Source organism: Methylobacterium sp. J-030 (assembly GCF_022829545.1).
GTDB lineage: Bacteria > Pseudomonadota > Alphaproteobacteria > Rhizobiales > Beijerinckiaceae > Methylobacterium.
Genome location: NZ_JAKSYM010000205.1, coordinates 1 through 15,344, shown reverse-complemented (window position 1 = coordinate 15,344; position 15,344 = coordinate 1). Strand labels below are relative to the sequence as shown.

Annotated in this window: 19 protein-coding genes; 7 read left to right on the top strand and 12 right to left on the bottom strand. The window is 68.8% G+C overall.

The annotated features are described in order from the left end of the window. Positions 1-316 (bottom strand): TCP-1/cpn60 chaperonin family protein (locus tag MKK75_RS13370; protein ID WP_279593847.1); only part of this gene is annotated, 316 nt, incomplete at its 3' end. 98 nt (positions 317-414) lie between these two features. Further along, positions 415-702: a co-chaperone GroES gene (gene groES, locus MKK75_RS13365; RefSeq protein ID WP_244043045.1), complete on the bottom strand. Its 288-nt coding sequence runs from the start codon at positions 700-702 to the stop codon at positions 415-417. A 579-nt stretch (positions 703-1,281) separates the two neighbouring features. Here groES and MKK75_RS13360 point away from each other — a divergent pair. From MKK75_RS13360 to MKK75_RS35725, 4 genes are all read left to right on the top strand, one after another. Beyond that, positions 1,282-1,464, top strand: a complete 183-nt coding sequence (locus tag MKK75_RS13360; RefSeq protein WP_244043044.1) for a hypothetical protein — start codon at positions 1,282-1,284, stop codon at positions 1,462-1,464. 29 nt (positions 1,465-1,493) lie between these two features. After that, positions 1,494-1,769 (top strand): hypothetical protein, encoded by a 276-nt coding sequence (locus MKK75_RS13355; RefSeq protein ID WP_244043043.1) that lies wholly within the window; start codon positions 1,494-1,496, stop codon positions 1,767-1,769. A gap of 501 nt (positions 1,770-2,270) precedes the next feature. Further along, positions 2,271-2,549, top strand: coding sequence for a hypothetical protein (locus MKK75_RS13350; RefSeq protein WP_244043042.1), 279 nt, complete (start codon positions 2,271-2,273; stop codon positions 2,547-2,549). A gap of 44 nt (positions 2,550-2,593) precedes the next feature. Beyond that, the gene (locus tag MKK75_RS35725; RefSeq protein WP_279593846.1) at positions 2,594-2,725 is read left to right on the top strand and encodes a hypothetical protein; all 132 of its coding nucleotides are present in this window, start codon (positions 2,594-2,596) and stop codon (positions 2,723-2,725) included. Between the two features lie 384 nt (positions 2,726-3,109). On the opposite strand, the gene MKK75_RS13345 is transcribed toward MKK75_RS35725, so the two are convergent. The 10 genes from MKK75_RS13345 to MKK75_RS13300 form a co-directional block, all read right to left on the bottom strand. Then, positions 3,110-3,478 (bottom strand): hypothetical protein, encoded by a 369-nt coding sequence (locus MKK75_RS13345; RefSeq protein ID WP_244043041.1) that lies wholly within the window; start codon positions 3,476-3,478, stop codon positions 3,110-3,112. 215 nt (positions 3,479-3,693) lie between these two features. Further along, the gene (locus tag MKK75_RS13340; RefSeq protein ID WP_244043040.1) at positions 3,694-4,257 is read right to left on the bottom strand and encodes a hypothetical protein; all 564 of its coding nucleotides are present in this window, start codon (positions 4,255-4,257) and stop codon (positions 3,694-3,696) included. A gap of 76 nt (positions 4,258-4,333) precedes the next feature. Further along, entirely contained in the window at positions 4,334-4,489 is a 156-nt protein-coding gene (locus tag MKK75_RS13335) for a hypothetical protein (RefSeq protein WP_244043039.1), read from the bottom strand. A 332-nt stretch (positions 4,490-4,821) separates the two neighbouring features. Beyond that, the gene (locus MKK75_RS13330) at positions 4,822-5,019 is read right to left on the bottom strand and encodes a hypothetical protein (protein WP_244043038.1); all 198 of its coding nucleotides are present in this window, start codon (positions 5,017-5,019) and stop codon (positions 4,822-4,824) included. 42 nt (positions 5,020-5,061) lie between these two features. Next, the gene (locus tag MKK75_RS13325) at positions 5,062-5,424 is read right to left on the bottom strand and encodes a DUF6481 family protein (protein ID WP_244043037.1); all 363 of its coding nucleotides are present in this window, start codon (positions 5,422-5,424) and stop codon (positions 5,062-5,064) included. 107 nt (positions 5,425-5,531) lie between these two features. Continuing rightward, entirely contained in the window at positions 5,532-5,741 is a 210-nt protein-coding gene (locus MKK75_RS13320) for a cold-shock protein (RefSeq protein WP_244043036.1), read from the bottom strand. 351 nt (positions 5,742-6,092) lie between these two features. After that, positions 6,093-6,332, bottom strand: coding sequence for a hypothetical protein (locus MKK75_RS13315; RefSeq protein ID WP_244043035.1), 240 nt, complete (start codon positions 6,330-6,332; stop codon positions 6,093-6,095). A gap of 64 nt (positions 6,333-6,396) precedes the next feature. Further along, a complete protein-coding gene (locus MKK75_RS13310; RefSeq protein ID WP_244043034.1) occupies positions 6,397-6,732 on the bottom strand; it encodes a hypothetical protein in 336 nt (111 codons plus the stop codon). Positions 6,733-7,122: 390 nt separating this feature from the next. After that, positions 7,123-7,602 carry a hypothetical protein gene (locus tag MKK75_RS13305; RefSeq protein ID WP_244043033.1) on the bottom strand — a complete coding sequence of 160 codons (480 nt, stop codon included), beginning with the start codon at positions 7,600-7,602 and terminating at the stop codon, positions 7,123-7,125. 1,657 nt (positions 7,603-9,259) lie between these two features. Continuing rightward, positions 9,260-9,820 carry a L,D-transpeptidase gene (locus tag MKK75_RS13300; RefSeq protein ID WP_244043032.1) on the bottom strand — a complete coding sequence of 187 codons (561 nt, stop codon included), beginning with the start codon at positions 9,818-9,820 and terminating at the stop codon, positions 9,260-9,262. 182 nt (positions 9,821-10,002) lie between these two features. Here MKK75_RS13300 and MKK75_RS13295 point away from each other — a divergent pair, with 182 nt between their 5' ends. The 3 genes from MKK75_RS13295 to MKK75_RS13285 all read left to right on the top strand — a co-directional run bounded on the left by MKK75_RS13295 (position 10,003) and on the right by MKK75_RS13285 (position 15,064). Further along, positions 10,003-10,455, top strand: a complete 453-nt coding sequence (locus MKK75_RS13295) for a hypothetical protein (RefSeq protein ID WP_244043031.1) — start codon at positions 10,003-10,005, stop codon at positions 10,453-10,455. A gap of 130 nt (positions 10,456-10,585) precedes the next feature. Further along, positions 10,586-11,890, top strand: a complete 1,305-nt coding sequence (locus MKK75_RS13290; RefSeq protein WP_244043030.1) for an efflux RND transporter periplasmic adaptor subunit — start codon at positions 10,586-10,588, stop codon at positions 11,888-11,890. 18 nt (positions 11,891-11,908) lie between these two features. Continuing rightward, entirely contained in the window at positions 11,909-15,064 is a 3,156-nt protein-coding gene (locus MKK75_RS13285; protein ID WP_244043029.1) for an efflux RND transporter permease subunit, read from the top strand. Positions 15,065-15,344: the final 280 nt, after the last annotated feature.

Below are 15,344 nucleotides of genomic sequence, written 5' to 3'. Positions count from 1 at the left end.
CGAGCACGGGCTGCTGGACGATGGCGGCGGCGGGGACCGCCGCGGTGGTGGGGTCTGCACCGGCGCGCGCGGTCGCGTTGGAGTCCACTTCACGCACCATCTGGCCGGCTACGTCAGCGAGCTTGTGGACGGGCTGGATCTCCTCTGTGACGGTCACGCCGTCATTGGTGATGCGCGCGGCGTCGAACCTCTTCTCTATCACGACGTTGCGGCCCTTCGGACCGAGCGTCACCTTCACCGCGTTGGCGAGCAGCTCGACGCCGCGCAGCATCTTATCGCGGGCATCGACCGAGAAGCGGACGTCTTTGGCGGACATGGTTGGGACCTCATCATCTGTCGTTTGGCCCCGAGGCGCGCCCCAGCGGGCGCCTCGAAGGGCGGATCGTCGCGCGGTTCTGAGCGGCTTGAGCCGGGTTAGGCGATGACGCCCAGGATGTCGGATTCCTTCATGATCAGGAGGTCCTGACCGTCGATCTTGACCTCGGTGCCGGACCACTTGCCGAACAGGACGCGGTCGCCGGCCTTGACCTCGAGCGCGATGATCTTGCCCGCCTCGTCCCGCACGCCCGGTCCCGCGGCGACGACCTCGCCCTCCTGCGGCTTCTCCTTGACCGTATCGGGGATGATGATGCCGCCCTTGGTCTTCTCCTCGCCTTCAATGCGACGGAGCACCACGCGGTCGTGCAGCGGACGGAAGTTCATCGTAAGATCCTGATCGTTCCCAAGCGAGATCCAACCGACATGGTTGGCGCTGTCGCGGGACAGATAACGGCGGGACTGTCGCCGCCGCTCGATCGACCCACCGTTAGCACTCGCCGCCTGAAAGTGCCAACCTTATGATTGGATGCTGGGCCGTGCCCACGGGGTAGCCAGGGCAACGCGTCCCCGCTGGGGCCCCAGCGCCGATGCGTTCGAGCGCTCCTGCGCCGAATCCGACACCGGTTCGGCGCAAGAGCGCGCGTCGCAACAAAGGCTTAGAGCCGCCCGCCGCCATCACCGGTCTCGGCGCAGCTCGGATCGCCCTGCGTGACCGTCCGCCCTGATTGGGCTGTTCAAGCGTGACGGCGTTGCACGACGGTGAGGCATTCACGCGGGCCACAGGTCTGCTGCTCGACGACCAGAGGTGATTTCATCGTGAAGAGCGGCTGTTTCGCTTCGGATCGCCAAGAATTTCGATCATTCGAAATCTTGTCGTTTGCAGATGGATATTTCTTCTATTTCCCACGTTGTACATATCCGCGCGATGGTCAGTCCCGCCGCTGGCGGACAAGGATCATCCCGATGACATTCCTGATGGCCGTCGCTCTGGCGATCGCTCTGTTCGGCGTCGCGCTGACGTCAGCAGCCTACCGTTTTGCGCCGGTGTCGCAGCATATCGCGAGCGGGGATATCATCCTCGTCTCCGGGATCAGCACCGCGGCATTAGGGAGTCTCGGAGCCCTCCTGCAGATCTTCACCGTCTGATCTACCGGCTCAATCGAGACGCGTTGCCCGTGACCGGGTCGCGCGGCGGAGGTAATATCATCGACAGGGCGCTGCTACCCACCATGCCGACACCGCCCGACGCCTACCTCCGGGAGATACTCGCGCAGGCGGAACAGGACCTTGCCAAGGCCGAGCTGCGTCGTGCGCAACAGGCACGGATCGTCGCTGGCCGGCTCGATAGTCCGGAGACCCGTGCCGCCGCGGAACTCCTTCTGCGCGAGATCGACCGGACCATCGCGTCCATCCGCGCGAACCGCCATCTGATCGCGGACATTTTAGCCTGATCGGGCCGGCCGCTCCGCCGACGCCGCGTCGATCCGTGCGCGCCTCGGCGGAGCGCTCGTCGTCCGTGCGCGGCGGCATGTCGGCGGCGACGGTCTCAACAATCGCCCGCGTCGCCATCACGGCGAGGCCTCGAAGCCGCCCGCGCTCGTGTCGCAACACAGTCCACGACGGTTACCTGTGGTCGGCGTCATTGGGTGATCCCACTCGCCCCCGGCATCACAAGGTGTCCGCGCCAGCGGGCCTCGAAGGGGGGCTCCCGTGCGCTGCGTTGCTGAGCGGACATCAAGCACCTCGCGCCGGCTGCGCCGCCCGCTCGGTACCGGCACGTCCTTCGCCTGCCGATGTGGGTACCAAGGCCTTGGCAGGCTGCGGGAACACGCGTCCCCATCGGGGCTATCTTTGTCGATCGCGAAGGCGCAGAGTATCGGCATCACCGGATCGGCTGATCCAGGCTCCGGTGACTGAGGGTTCAAGCCCCCGCCTGCAACGGACAGGCGCGCGTGGCAGACCTCATCAACTTCCCCGCCAAACCCCGCTCACGGCACGCGCGCCGCACTTATCAGGTCCATCGGCTCGCCCCGAGCGGTGGCGTGGTCGCGACCTGCATCATCACGGCCCGCGACGACGGTGACGCCACGCGGCAGGCACAGGAATTGATCGCGGGGCACCGTGCGGAACTCTGGGCCAGCAACCGCCTCGTCGCCGTACTCGGCACGTTCGACTTCCCGATCGCGACCACGATCCGGGTACTGGCGGATCAGCCGACGACGGAGGGGTGAAGACGGTCGTATCGACTCTATCAGGCGGATCGAGGAGCGAAATCATGGCAACGGAAAAGAAGCGCGGAAACCGGGAAACCAAAAAGCCGAAGCAGCCCGTGCCCAAGACCAACGCGGCGGCGCCCTCGACGAAGGGGACCGTCGCGGCGGCCATGAAAACCGCCGGCCGAGGCTGAGGCGACGCTCGACCTCCACAATCGCTGCGCATGGCAGTCCCCGGTCGGCCGCGGATGTGCCCGGTGATGCGGAAGCCGATCACGAAGGTCGTCCGCAGGGCGCAGCATCCCGGCCTTCAGGCGCGAAGGCCGTTGATCGATGAACGCACAGGTCTTGAAGCTGACGGCATCGCCCGGGATGTTCCGCGGCGGACCGTGGAGGCGATCCGAACCACCCGGCTGAAACTGCGGGTTGAGGGCCTGACGCCTCCCCCGCGCGGCCCCTCTGACGGACGGCCGCGCTGAAACGCCCCGCCGCAGTCGCTTCGCTGCTCGGGTCGCTCGCCGGAGGACGACGATCGGACCGAACCGGCAGGCGAAGCGCGGTGCGCCACCCGTCTCACATCAGATGCCGATGCTCGCTGCGCCGGCCATGGCGGCCTGCTGAACGGTGGCGCCGTTCCGCAGCGCCATCGCTATGGCGATCGACATGGTGTCGATGGCGACGGCGCGGTCCTGTCCGTAATCGTAGGCGCTGTTTCGGCCCGAGCTGAGCCGTGCATAGTAGGTATCAGGGAAATCCTGATCGATCCGTGTCCTGAGGAGCCGCACAGCCGCCGCATATTGTTCTTCGAAATTGTGGGCCTTGCCCGCGGACGTGCCCTCGAATGTTCCGTCTTCCTTCTGCTTGGCGATCGCATTGGATCTGCGCTCGTGCGCGCTACCGAGAAAGAAGTGGATCGTTTTGGAGATCAGCCACCGGATGACGGGCATCGACTTCTCCTGATCGGTCCGCGAAGGACGCTCCCTGACGGACTTCGTAACATATCTCGCCGATCCTCGGGCTTCGTATGACCGTCCCGTTCGACCTTCCGCGGGATCGGCGGGGGTGAGGAGGCGGGCTCCCCGGATCACGATCCAATCCCGCATCGGTTCGCCTGCGGATCAGCACAGGGACAGCCTCCGGCGCCCGCGCTGCCGGCAGACCCTCACGGCGGCGGAAGCTGCAGGCCCGGATGCAGCAGGGTCGCGGCGCGCCCGGATACCTTCCACACCGGCAAGGATCCCTCGCGAACGAACATCGCGAACCCTTCGACCGTCTCCGGTCGGTCGAGATCTTGGGGGTCACCCACGGCGCGACCGACGATACAGGCCCCCTCCGGCGCGTCGGCCGCCGGGGGGCGGCTATCCAACGAGAATATCACGCCGGATCGATCCGGCCTGAGCGCGTCCGGCAGCGCGCCGACCCTGCGCCAGAGGCAATGCCACCGGGCGCAGATCTCCGGGCGTTCGCGATAGATCCCGCATCCCGTTCCGGTGTTGTGTCGGCAAAGGATTCCCGCGGGCTTGCCGAGGACCTGGATCTCCAGGACCCGGCAGCACAGCGTGCAGGGACCGCAGGATCGATCCGAAACCGGGGTCGCGGCCGATCTCGGTGCCGCTTCTCGTCCGCCATCGCAGAGACGTGTTTCGCTGGTGATCGACCGGCCCTCGCTGTCGCGTCGCTGCACTCCGCCGTGCACCCTCCTGCCCGGTGCGCCGACCGGGCGCATCGTACCGTCGGCTCCCGCGAGTCCCGGAGGAAACCGGATCGGCGTCCGCAATCCGGCGGACGCCGGGGACGCGTCGTCAGGCTTTCTGCGGCAGCCTGTTGGTCTTGAAATTCCTGGCCTTCGGTTCGGGTTTGAAGGGCTCTGGCTTGCCGGCCAGGAGTCGCTTTACCCGCTCGTTGAAGTCTTCAGGCGTGACGGCCTGCGCTTTGCCGGTCGTGAATTCGCGTGCCATCTTGGCCTCCGCTTCGTCGCCCAGGGCACGGGATTGCGCGGAGGGATCGTGGGGCTATGCGCCATCTTGAGCCGGAGCGCCACCGTCCGTTCACGAATCGGGCGGCGGTCTGCCTGACGCTTGAGGCTGGGGACCCGCGGCGCGTGCTGGGCGCCTGACGGCCGCCCGGCGCGAAGCCAAGGGATCGTATAAGGGATCGTACACCGGGGGATCGTACGCCGGGCGTGCGACGGTGGTAGCGCACGCCCCGGAATCTCCGGAAGCCTGCGGTCCCATCCGACGCGCGTTTCGGAACGCCGTCGTGTGCCCCGCAGGCCGACCGGCCGGACCGTTCAGGAGGCGAGGACGAGTTCGCCTTCGCGCACGGCCCGCTCGCCGCCCGCGGATCTGATCCGGTAGGTCGGCTCGCCGGCACGATCATCCGGTGTGAGGCGGACCACCTCGAACAGGCCGTCGACGATGCTCTTCTGGCCGGCATAGCTGAGACCCAACTGCCGGACGTGCTGACCGATCTTGTACTTGTGAGACATGGGGCGTCCTCCAAAATGATGGCGCTCGTCGGATTGGCTCGACTACCGGCGGGCGCGCGCTTTGCGGGCCGCAAAACGCGCGTCGCGCGCAGCCTTCTGCTCGGCCACGAGGGCCACCTGCCGCTCTGCCTTCTCGGATGCCTCGCGGACGCGTTCGGCCGCGAGACGTGCCGCTTCGGCCTGGGCCGCGACCTCACGCTCTGCCTCAGCGGCGAGACGGTCCGATTGTCGGGCGGCTGCCCGCACGTCACGCGCCTGAACGACGGCACGCCGCGCCGCCTCCTGGGCAAGGACGACCGGATCATTGGCCGCCGGGCGCGCCCGGAACAAGGCCAACGTGGCCGCCCGGGCCTTGGCCGTCGCTTCGAGGCGGGTGACGAATTGGTCGGCTTTGAAGGGATTCACAGAGACTCCTGATTTCCACCGGAGCACGGCCTCGGTGGCGAGACATGGATGAAGCCGTTCCACGATGGGAACGGCCTCGAAGCGCGCCGCGAGCGGACGCGCGGGCCTCAAGCGGCCTGGAGGCTGCCTGCCGACTGCTTTCCGGTACGGCGGTCGGTCTCCATCTCGTAGGAGATCTTCTGGCCCTCGTTCAGGCCCTGCATGCCGGCGCGTTCGACGGCCGAGATGTGGACGAAGACGTCCTTGCCGCCATCATCCGGCTGGATGAAGCCGAAGCCTTTGGTATCGTTGAACCATTTAACGGTGCCGATGGTCATGGGTATTCCATATCAGTGCAGACAAACAAATTTGGTCGGGCGCATGGATCGCACGCGCCCGGCCGCTGATCGTCGAAAATGGGAAAGATGCAGAGCGCTCGCCCTGTTGAGGCGATACGGCCGAATATCTGGCCTAAAATCGATGAATCATCTATACGCCACTGGCGTGGAAATCACAACCACATAGTTTAAACGCGCGCTTTGCACCCCGCCGTCCGCGAAATATTTGCCCTGCAACGCGGCCTCTGAGTTTTCGCGGGTTCGCCTCCGCGGAAGCCGCGTTCGGCTGCACGATCGTCGACGGCACCCGTTACGCATGGCCTACGGTCGACGGGCCATCGGGCCCGCAGCCTATGCAATATCGACAAGTGTACCGATCAGTCGCCAGAGCGCCTGATGCTCAGGCCCGTTGCGGCCGGATGCCAGGAACGAGGCAAGGTCGATATCCGTCACGTGTCCGCCCGAGGAAATGTTGCCTGTATGCCGGACGAAACACTGCCCCGTCACGGGTTCGAGCAGCAGCTGCCAGTCATCGCCGTTGGGGCTCGCGTAGAGGGATCGGCCGCGGTCGGAATGGCTCATCGTGGTCATCCCGAGCCCTCCAGCACCCTCGCGAACCCGGAGAAAACCGACGCGAAGGCGCGCGCGGGGGCGATCATGGCAACCGGGGCGCGCGATGCCGTTCGTGGCGCCACAACGCGATCGCCACGCGGCGGGCCTCGTAGCTCCGCCGAAGTGGCGTACCGAGTCCGCCCTGTCCTTCCGGCGAGAAGGCGTAGGTCAGCACCCCGTCCGGTCCGTAGTTTCGACGCATCTCGGACCGCCACAGGCTATCGGCGGCCGCGAGAGCGGCCTCCGTGAGGGCGAGGCGGGCGCGGTCCGGCGCGGGGGATGGCTGAACGTTCATCCCGATCAACGTGCCGATCCCGCGGAAGGTCCACTCCGAGACCTGCCGTTTGCCGACCCGCGCACGCGCATGTCTCGACCGCATGGCCTGACCGGACGGTCCGCGCGAGAGGCAGCCCCACGCGCGCCGGGTCAAGCCGGTTCAACGCTTTTGCGGGGCGCGCATGCCGGCTATCGCCCCATGCACCTGTCGAAGAACAGGTGCTCCCGCCCGGGATCGGCATACGTCTCGCAGGCGTCGTCTCGCGCCCTGGTCCGGCAGTCGGGGGAACAGGTGTTCACGGGCTTGCCCGCCGCCGTTGGGCGTCGGCCTCCAGGCCGGCGTTGAGCCAGGCACGGCGAACACGCGGTGGCGGCGAGCGCGGCCGCCGGCATAGCTCGCGTGATCGCTCGAGGCAGCCGCCGCATGGCGACCGCTCAGGGTCGCCCATGGAGAACGCACGGGCAGGCCACGGATCGGCCGCCCGTCTCGGGCTCACCCCTCCCGGCGGCGCCCCAGGCTTCCGCCCTCGTACAGGATGCGCGGCCGCCGGCCCGCGTAGCTGACGCCGAGGTCGAACCGGGCTGAGCCCGCCTTGCGCGTGCCCCGGGCCGGATTGGCCACCGTGAAATCGATGATGGAACGCGCGGCGCATTTCGACTGGGGCACGTTGCAGATCACGCGCAGGGTCCCGGGCCGGATAGCGTACCGGCGTAGCGGCCACTGGCGGATCGCGGCCCGCTTCTCGTTGACGAGTTGCCCCTGGGTATAGGGTCGCCCGTAGAACTGCACCGTCGGCCCGTACATGTACGGCACGCCCGCGACCGCGCCGCCGTCGTTCGACGACCAGATCGCCAGATAGCGCTCGGCGATGGCGGCCGTCCGCCGCTGCATCTCCGTGCCCGATAGTGCCCAGGCCTGGGACGAACCCAGGACGAGGCCGGCGCAGAGCAGCGGAAGGGACGGTCTCGGCATGCACAGAACTCCTGGGCAGGTAACGCTCGGAGCGCTCTCGGCCGAAGTGGACGCCGGTTCGGCGTTGGGGAGCGCGGTGAAACAAAGGCTTGGAGCCGCGCCCGATCGCAACGCGAACGGTCGCGGCTCTAGAAACGGCCGCCCGTCCCGGAGAGCCAACGCATCAGCCCGTCCGAAGCGGCGACGCTCCGGCGTGGACTCCCGCGCGGCCCATCCTCGAACGGTTGGTCGGGTGCCTCAGCGCGAACCTGACGGGCGCGGCGTGGCAGGGCGACGTCCGCGTCGCGGACGTCGCGATCGGCCAGGCGCACCGATCTGGCGGGGCTGGGGGCGGTCGCGCGCGGACGGCTGTGCTCGGGCTGCCACCCGGCCGGCCGGGCTCGGTTGACGGCATCCAGCGCGGGCAGGTTCCGGGGTAGGGCGGGATAGGGCTTGGACGCAGGGCCAGCCATGTCGGCGACCCGAGCCCGGGAATGCCCGCTGTTCTCGTCAAGGGCGCGCCCGGAACTCGCCCGGGACTCGGGGCGGACTCCCTGCAAATCCGACACCGCGCGACCACGCGGATCCCGCTCGGCGAGCCTCGTCTGAGGACGGCTGCTGTCCTCATCCGGCAGATGCACAGGCGCGGGCCCGGCCCGCGGAACCGGACTCCTCTGCCCATCCGCGGCGACCTTGGCGCTGTCTACGGGCGGTTCCGTCGGACCGGGTGTGAAGGTAAGCTTCGCCGGCGCCGGAGGCATACCGGCCTTGGGCGGATCCGACCAGGGCAGCGACTGTCCGTGGGCTTCGGCCCGCAAGCGCTCGGTCAGGGAGGGCGCGGGCGACGCCCTCGGGGGATCCCTGCGGGCATCGCCGCCAGACATGAACGCGCTTGTGCTGGCCACCCCGGCCACAAAGGCGAAGGCCACGACGGACAGAGACCTCGCTGGCGCGACCATTGACCACCTCGCAGAGAGGGCAGGTAGTGTCAGGCACCACAAGAAGCAACCCGAGAGCGAGGACTTACCGAGCGCAGGGCGTAACCGGGCCAGATATCCGGGCGGTGGCGTTTTACGGGTCGGCCGCGGCGTGATTCAATACTCGGCATGGCGGTGCCGAATCCCGCTGGCTCGGATGCCCTCCCGCTGAGCGCACTTCGTGGGCTCGTGGTCGATTTGATCGGTCAGGTCCGCGCCTTGACGGACGACAACCGGGCCTTGCGCGACGCGGTCGCGCGGCTGAAGGGCCCCCTCCGACTGCGCCGAGCGAGGTCGGTCAGCACGTGGTCGCGCAGGCGGCGGTGATCACCGTCCGTGTTGAGCGACGACACCGTGCTGAGCGGGCGACCGGTCTGGTCCGGCAGATCGTGCGGGACCCGGGGCCAAAAGCGAGGACGGCCAAGCCGTCCGAGGTTTCGCGAGCGACGTCACTCTCGGCCTCGGCCGCCCGGATCCCTTCCGCTCGGCGTGATCGGCATCATCCGGCACGGCCTGCGGTCTCGGGCGTCCACTCCGAGGAGGGTCGATACTGCCGGCGCGGACTCGATGCCTCGGGCGCCCGTCACGCATTCGGAGGCGGAACTCGAGGATCGGGCTGGCCCGGGCGCGTGCCGGCAAGCGTCGCGCGCCCAGGCCGACACGCTACCCGCTCCCGCCGACAAACGTCCCGCTCGGCACAGTCAGTCGCGCACGATCACCTTGGTGCCGACCTGGGCGCGATCGTACAGGTCGACCACATCCTTGTTTGTCATGCGGATGCAGCCCGACGAGACCGCAGCGCCCATCGTCTCGGGTTCGTTCGAGCCGTGGATTCGGTAGAGCGAGGAACCGAGATACAGGGCGCGGGCGCCCAGCGGGTTGTCCTGGCCGCCCGCCATGTAGCGCGGCAGGTCCGGGCGGCGGGCCAGCATCTGCTGCGGCGGGCGCCAGTCCGGCCATTCCTTCTTCATCGTGACGGTCTTGGTGCCGGACCACGAAAAACCCTGCCGGCCGACCCCGACCCCGTAGCGGACCGCCGCGCCGCCGCCCAGCACGTAGTAGAGCCGGCGCTGGCGGGTCGAGACCACGATCGTGCCGGGCTTCTCCGTGCCGGTCCACGCCACCGTCTCGCGGGGGATCGCCTGGCTGCGGAAGACATTGAGGAAATCCGCGATCGGGCCCCGGTCCAGCGGGTTCGCCGAAGCGGGGGCGCTCCCGAGCAGCAGCCCGGCGAGCCCGAGCAGCGCGATCCGTCTCGACATGGTCTTCGTCCTTGTCTGCCACGGGCCCTGCTTCAGCGGCGCGGGCCCGGTCTTGCGGCGAACCCGCCCGGACTTCGCGGCGAGGTTGAGGCCAGATCTCCCGGACGGACACTTCCCTTGATGGTTGTGATGTTCGCGCAACACGCGCGCACGGACCCCATCGACGCGCCGCGACGCCGTGGGTGATTGAACCCGGCGACGGCCATGCTTATCTCGCGTTCGTGATCCGATCCGTCGCCCTCCTGGCCCGCCGCGTCGCGGTCTCGCCGGACCGCCTCGCCCGGGGCCTCGCCGTGCTGACGCTGCTCGTCCTCGCGATGGCGGCCGTCTTCGCCATGCCTGCGCCGGCCGGGGCCGCGCCGGCGGAGGGAGCGGCCTGCGCCGTCGCGGGCGCCCGGATGGCGGTCCTGTCGGGAACATCGGATGCGCAGCCGGAGACCGAACGGTCGGGCCTGGGCCGCACCGACCTCTGCCCCGCCGACAGCGAGATCCTCACCGAGCTGGGATTGCCGCGACCGCCGATCGAGGCTCCGCGGCCCCGTCACACGGCCTCCGCATCGTTCGTCTACAGGTCCGACGCCGCGCCGACCTCCGCGCCGGACGGCTCGCTGCACCGGCCCCCACGGCTGGCCTGACGCGCGCCCCCGGCCCGATGGCCGGCGAGGGTCGCGCCTGTCCTGATCTCGGTTGACCGGTCGCGAACCGGTCCCGGGATCCGCCTCGACGATGCGCGGTTCCTCGCTCCGCGCCAGCCCCAGCAGACGCATGTTCTCAGGAGCGTCGGTACCCGTGACCCGCAATCTCCCTACCCGAATCCCGTCGCCGCGCCGTGCCTCGGCGCTCCTGCCCGCGGCCGCGCTTCTGCTCGCCTTGGCGGCCTGCAACCCCAAGCAGGCCGCCGCGCCGGCCCCGCCCGTGCCGGAGGTCGGCTTCGTCAAGGTCGAGCCCCAGGCGATCCCGTACCTGCGCGACCTGCCGGGCCGCGTCGCGCCGATGCGCATCGCCGAGGTGCGCTCCCGGGTCTCCGGCCTCGTGGTGAAGCGGCTGTTCGAGCAGGGCAGCCAGGTCAAGGAGGGCGATATCCTCTACAAGATCGACCCCGCCCCTTTCGAGGTCGATCTGGCCAGCGCAGAGGCCGTGCTCGCCCGCCAGGAGGCCGCCCTGGTGCTCGCCCGCCAGCAGGCCGACCGGCTGGAGCAATTGCTCGCCCGCGCCACCGCCAGCCAAGCCCAGTACGATGCCGCTTACGCCGCCCGGAAGCAGGCGGAGGCTGAGGTCGCCGGCGCCAAGGCGGCCCGCGACCGGGCGCAGCTCAACCTCGGCTGGACCGACGTGCGCGCGCCGATCACCGGCCGCATCGGCCGGGCGCTGCTCACCGAGGGCACGCTGATCGAGCCGGGCTCCACCGGCGCGCTCGCGACGATCCAGCAGCTCGACCCGATCTACGTCGACATCACCCAGTCGGTCGGCGAATTGAACCGCCTGCGCCGGGACCTCGCCAGCGGCGAGCTGGCACGGCTGGAGGAGAACACCGCCAACGTCCACCTGATCATGGACGACGGCTCCCTCTACCCGCTGGCGGGCCGGCTGCTGTTCTCGGACGTCACCGCCGACCCGAGCACCGGGCAGGTGACCCTGCGCGTGCAGTTCCCCAACCCGCACGACGAGCTGTTTCCCGGCATGTACGTGCGGGCGCGGATCAAGCAGGGCATCGATTCCGACGCCATCGCGGTGCCGCAGCAGGCGATCCAGCGCACCGACGACGGCCGCGCCGAGGTCTGGGTGGTGCGCGCCGACGAGACCGTGATGCGCCAGCCCGTGGAGGTCGGGCCGGTGGTCGGCCAGAACTGGCTGATCCGGTCCGGGCTCAAGGCCGGCGAGCGGGTCGTGGTCGACGGCTTCCAGAAGATCACCGTGGGCGCCAAGGTGAAGCCCCTCGACCAGACCCCGATCCACGGCGAGACCGGCCCGAAGCACGACGCCGACGAGGCCCCCGACGCACCGGGTGACCCGAGTTCCGGCGACAAGGCGGAGACCGGCCAGCGCGCCGCCGCCGCCCAGCGCCACTGACCGCGGAAGACCCCGACCATGGCACGCTTCTTCATCGACCGGCCGGTCTTCGCCTGGGTGGTGGCCCTGTTCATCTGCCTGGGCGGGGCGCTCGCCATCCCGAACCTGCCGGTGGCGCAGTACCCGGTGATCGCGCCTCCCTCGATCGCCCTCTCGACGGCCTATCCCGGCGCCTCGGTGGAGAGCCTCTATATCGGCACGACCCGGCTGATCGAGGATGAGCTGAACGGCGCGGCCAACATCATGAACTTCGAGTCGACCACCGACTCGTTCGGCTCGGTCAACATCACCGCCACCTTCCAGCCCGGCACCGACCCGGCGCTCGCCTCCGTGGAGGTGCAGAACCGCCTGAAGCGCGTGGAGGCGCGCCTGCCGGCCGAGGTGCGCCAGCAGGGCATCCTGGTGGAGGAGGCCTCGGCCGCCACACTCAACATCATCACGCTGGTCTCCAAGGACGGCTCGATGGACGAGGTCGGCCTCGGCGACTTCCTGATCCGCAACGTCATCAACGAGATCCGCCGCATCCCCGGGGTCGGGCGCGCGACGCTCTACTCCACCGAGCGCTCGCTGCGGGTCTGGGTCGATCCCGACAAGCTGCGCGGCCTCTCGCTCAGCGCCTCGGACGTGACCGACGCGATCCGCAACCAGAACGTCCAGGTCGCCTCCGGCTCGGTCGGCGCGCAGCCGAGCCCGACCCGGCAGGCGCTCACCGTGCCGATCATCGTCAAGGGCCAGCTCGGCACGATCGAGGAGTTCGGCGCCGTCGTGCTGCGGGCCAATCCCGACGGCTCGAACGTGCGCCTGCGCGACGTCGCCCGGATCGAACTCGGCGGCGACGCCTACCAGTTCTCCACCCGCCTCAACGGCGGCCCGGCCGCCGGCATCTCGGTGACGCTCGCCCCCGACGGCAACGCCCTCGAGACCGCCAAGGCGATCCGCGCCAAGATGGTCGAGCTGTCCCAGTTCTTCCCGCCGGACCTGAAGTGGGACATCCCCTACGACATCACCCCGGCGGTGGAGGCCTCGATCGAGAAGGTGCTGCACACGCTGGTCGAGGCGGTGGTGCTGGTCTTCCTCGTGATGTTCCTGTTCCTGCAGAACATCCGCTACACCCTGATCCCCACCATCGTGGTGCCGATTGCCCTGATGGGCACGGTCACGGTGATGTGGCTCGCGGGCTTCTCGGTGAACGTGCTCACCATGTTCGGCATGGTGCTGGCCATCGGCATCCTGGTCGACGACGCCATCGTGGTGGTGGAGAACGTCGAGCGGATCATGAACGAGGAGGGGCTGCCCCCCAAGGAGGCCACCAAGAAGGCCATGGGGCAGATCACCGGGGCGATCATCGGCATCACCCTGGTGCTGATGGCCGTGTTCGTGCCGATGGCGTTCTTCCCCGGCTCGGTGGGCATCATCTACCGGCAGTTCTCGATCGCGATGGTGACCTCCATCGCGTTCTCGGCGCTGCTCGCCCTGTCGCTGACCCCGGCGCTCTGCGCGACCTTCCTGAAGCCGGTGGCCAAGGGCCACGGGCATGCGAAGGGCGGCGTGTTCGGGATGTTCAACCGGTTCGTCGACCGGGAGACGGCGCGCTACGGCCGCGGCACCGCGGCGTTCATCCGCAAGTCCGGCCGGGTGATGCTGGTCTACTTGGCCCTGGTGGCCGGCACCGCCTACGCCTTCGTCAACCTGCCGGAGGGGTTTTTGCCGGTGGAGGACCAGGGCTTCTTCACCGTCGACATCCAGACGCCGCCGGGCGCCTCCTACAACCGCACCCAGGAGGCCGTGCGCAAGGTCGAGGAGTACCTGTTGGCGCAACCGGGCGTCGCCACCGTGACGATGCTCAACGGCTACTCGTTCTCGGGGCAGGCGCCGAGCACCAGCCAGGCCTTCGTGACCCTCAAGCCCTGGGGTGAGCGCGACGCGAAGAACTCGGCCGCCGCCCTCGTGGCCGGCACCAACGCGGCGCTCAGCGCCTACCGCGACGCCACCGTGGACGCCCAGGAACCGCCGCCGGTCGACAACCTCGGCAACGCGGCCGGCTTCTCGTTCCGCCTCCAGGACCGGGCGAACCGCGGCTACGCGGCCCTGCTCTCGGCCCAGGAGCAACTCCTGAAGCTGGCCTCGCAGAGCCCGGTGCTTCAGAAGGTGAAGATCGAGGGCCTGCCGCCGACCCCGCAAGCGGAATTGGTGATCGACCGCGAGAAGGCGGCGGCCTTGGGCGTCAAGTTCGAGGACATCAACGCCACGATCCAGCTCAACCTCGGCTCGGTCTATCCGAACGACTTCCCCAACCGGGGCAAGATGCAGCGGGTCTACGTGCAGGCCGAGCAGCTCCAGCGCATGAACGCCTCCGACATCCTCAACTACGCGGTGAAGAACGCTGGCGGAACGATGGTGCCGATGTCGTCCTTCGCGGAGCTGAAATGGGGCATGGGGCCGAGCCAGATCGTCGGCTTCAACGGCTACCAGTCGGTGCGCTTCACCGGCGAGCCGAACCCCGGCTACACGTCGGGCGACGCGATCAGTGAGATGGAGCGGCTGATGCTCCAGCTGCCCAAGGGGTTCGGCTACGCCTGGACGGGTCAGTCCTACCAGGAGAAGCAGGCGGGCAGCCAGGCGACCCTGCTCCTCGCCCTCTCGGTGCTGATCGTGTTCCTGTGCCTCGCCGCGCTCTACGAGAGCTGGGCGATCCCGGTCTCGGTGCTGCTGGTGATCCCGCTTGGCGTGATCGGCGCCGTGGCGGCGGTGCACCTGCGCGGCATGCCCAACGACGTGTACTTCAAGATCGGGCTGATCACGATCATCGGCCTCTCGGCCAAGAACGCGATCCTGATCGTGGAATTCGCGCGTGACCTGTGGAAGCCCGGGACCTCGGTGGTGCGAGCGGCGATCGAGGCGGCGACGCTCCGGTTCCGGCCGATCGTGATGACCTCGCTGGCCTTCATCTTCGGCGTGGTGCCGCTGGCCATCGCGACCGGTGCCGCCTCGAAGAGCCAGCAGGCGATCGGCACGGGCGTGATGGGCGGGATGATCACCGCCACCGTGCTGGCGGTGTTCTTCGTGCCGGTGTTTTTTGTGGTGGTGATGCGCGTCTTCCGGCGGAAGGCGGTGGCGGAGGGTGAGCGGGAAGCCGAGGTGCCGCGCGAACCAGCAAGGGTGGCGGCGGAGTAGGGCTGTCGACGCTGCCGCTTCGTGTGCCGAGAGAGGCGCGCGTCTCCCTCCCCCCTCTGCGGGGGAGGGTGGCCCCCGAAGGAGGTCGGGAGAGGGGAGCGACGGCGCAGAACGTAGCTCTGTGCTGTGTGAAGGCCGCGCCCTTTCCGGACACCGGGTTCCCCTCTCCCGACCCCTGCTGACGCAGGGGCCACCCTCCCCCGCAGAGGGGGGAGGGATGCGCACCTCGCGTCGCGCTCAATTCCCGGCTGAAAATCTCCGAAAAGCCCTGGATACCGCC